Below are 2,331 nucleotides of genomic sequence, written 5' to 3'. Positions count from 1 at the left end.
TTCCTGGCCAGCGATATCGCTGAGTTCGACAAGTGGAAGACGCAATTCGACGACTTCCTCAAGAGCGGCGACCTGCAGCCTGGCTTCACCATCTACAAGCGCTACCTGGACCGCGTCAAAGCGCGTCTGGACTTCGCCCTGGGTGAGCTGAACAAAGGCGTCGACAAGCTCGATTTCACCCAGAAAGAAACCCTTCTGGTGGACCGCAAGGACGCCCCTTGGCTGACCAGCACCGCAGCCCTGGACGACCTGTGGCGCAAACGCGTCAAGGACGAAGTGCTGCGCTTGAAGATCGCCGGCAAAGAGCCCAAGGCCATTCAAGAGCTGTTGACCAAGCGCTACAAAAACCAGCTGGCGCGCCTGGACCAGACCCGTGCCGAGGATATCTTCCAGGCCTACATCAACACCTTTGCGATGTCCTACGACCCGCACACCAATTATCTGTCGCCAGATAACGCGGAAAATTTCGATATCAATATGAGTCTGTCCCTGGAAGGCATCGGTGCCGTCCTGCAAAGCGACAATGACCAGGTGAAGATTGTACGTCTGGTGCCGGCAGGCCCGGCTGACAAAACCAAGCAAGTGGCACCGGCCGACAAGATCATCGGCGTGGCCCAGGCCGACAAAGAGATGGTCGAAGTGGTCGGCTGGCGCCTGGACGAAGTGGTCAAGCTGATCCGTGGGCCTAAAGGCAGCGTGGTGCGCCTGGAAGTGATTCCGCACACCAATGCACCGAACGACCAGACCAGCAAGATCGTGTCCATCACCCGTGAAGCGGTGAAGCTCGAAGACCAGGCCGTGCAGAAGAAAGTCCTCAACCTCAAACAGGATGGCAAGGACTACAAGCTGGGGGTGATTGAAATCCCGGCCTTCTACCTGGACTTCAAGGCGTTCCGTGCCGGTGATCCGGACTACAAGTCCACCACCCGCGACGTGAAGAAAATCCTCACAGAACTGCAGAAAGAGAAAGTCGACGGCGTGGTCATCGACCTGCGCAACAACGGCGGCGGCTCCCTGCAGGAAGCCACCGAGCTGACCAGCCTGTTTATCGACAAGGGCCCGACCGTGTTGGTACGCAACGCTGACGGCCGTGTCGACGTGCTCGAAGACGAGAACCCGGGGGCCTTCTACAAAGGGCCGATGGCGCTGCTGGTCAACCGCCTCTCGGCCTCGGCCTCGGAGATTTTCGCCGGTGCCATGCAGGACTACCACCGTGCACTGATCATCGGCGGCCAGACCTTCGGCAAAGGCACCGTGCAGACCATCCAGCCGCTGAACCATGGCGAGCTTAAGCTGACACTGGCCAAGTTCTACCGGGTCTCCGGGCAGAGCACCCAGCATCAGGGCGTACTGCCGGATATCGATTTCCCGTCGATCATCGACACCAAGGAAATTGGCGAAAGCGCCCTGCCTGAAGCCATGCCGTGGGACACCATCCGCCCTGCGATCAAGCCGGCGTCGGATCCGTTCAAGCCGTTCCTGGCACAGCTGAAGGCTGACCACGACACCCGCTCTGCCAAGGATGCCGAGTTCGTGTTTATCCGCGACAAGCTGGCCCTGGCCAAGAAGCTGATGGAAGAGAAGACCGTCAGCCTCAACGAAGCGGATCGCCGTGCACAGCACTCCAGCATCGAGAATCAGCAACTGGTGCTGGAAAACACCCGCCGCAAGGCCAAAGGTGAAGACCCGCTCAAAGAGCTGAAGAAAGAAGATGAAGACGCGCTGCCGACCGAGGCGGATAAAACCAAGCCGGAAGACGACGCCTACTTGGCCGAGACTGGCCGGATCCTGCTGGATTACCTGAAGATCACCAAGCAGGTGGCCAAGCAGTAAATGATGGCGATTTAATGTGATCGCTCCTCGGAGTGTCATCATATAGACATCATTCTGTCGTGAAATAAAAGGACCGCAGGTTTACGCCTGCGGTCCTTTTTTTTGATCGAGACCGCCATGACCATGACCGAACAGCTGAATGCATTGGGCTCAATCCTGGCTCAAGGCAGTTTGCACAGCCTGTTCCAACCGATCATCTGCCTGTCAGAGCGGCGCATCCTCGGTTACGAAGCCCTCAGTCGCGGCCCGTCCAACAGCCCGCTGCACTCCCCCGTCGCGCTGTTCTCGGTGGCCAGCCATGCCGGGCGCCTGAGCGAGCTGGACATGGCGTGCCGAGAGCGTGCATGCCGACGCTTCAGCGAGCAGAAACTGCCGGGCAAGCTGTTCCTCAATATCTCGCCGGAATCGTTGATGGAGCACGCGCATCAGCCAGGGCGCACCCTGCAACTGTTGCGCGACTTCGGTATTTCTCCCAGCCAGGTGGTGATCGAACTCACC

General features: G+C 58.9%; 2 protein-coding genes. Both read left to right on the top strand.

Annotated elements, in window-relative coordinates; translation table 11 throughout:
- On the top strand, positions 1-1,833 hold a 1,833-nt coding region (locus GIW04_RS29925), incomplete at its 5' end, for a carboxy terminal-processing peptidase (protein ID WP_236479551.1).
- Between the two features lie 117 nt (positions 1,834-1,950).
- Positions 1,951-2,331, top strand: a 381-nt coding sequence (locus GIW04_RS29920; protein ID WP_236479550.1) for an EAL domain-containing protein, incomplete at its 3' end; no start/stop codon positions are given.

The organism is Pseudomonas sp. PA-4-8C (genome assembly GCF_021606625.1).
GTDB lineage: Bacteria > Pseudomonadota > Gammaproteobacteria > Pseudomonadales > Pseudomonadaceae > Aquipseudomonas > Aquipseudomonas lactis.
This window is presented reverse-complemented; position numbering and strand designations above follow the sequence as displayed.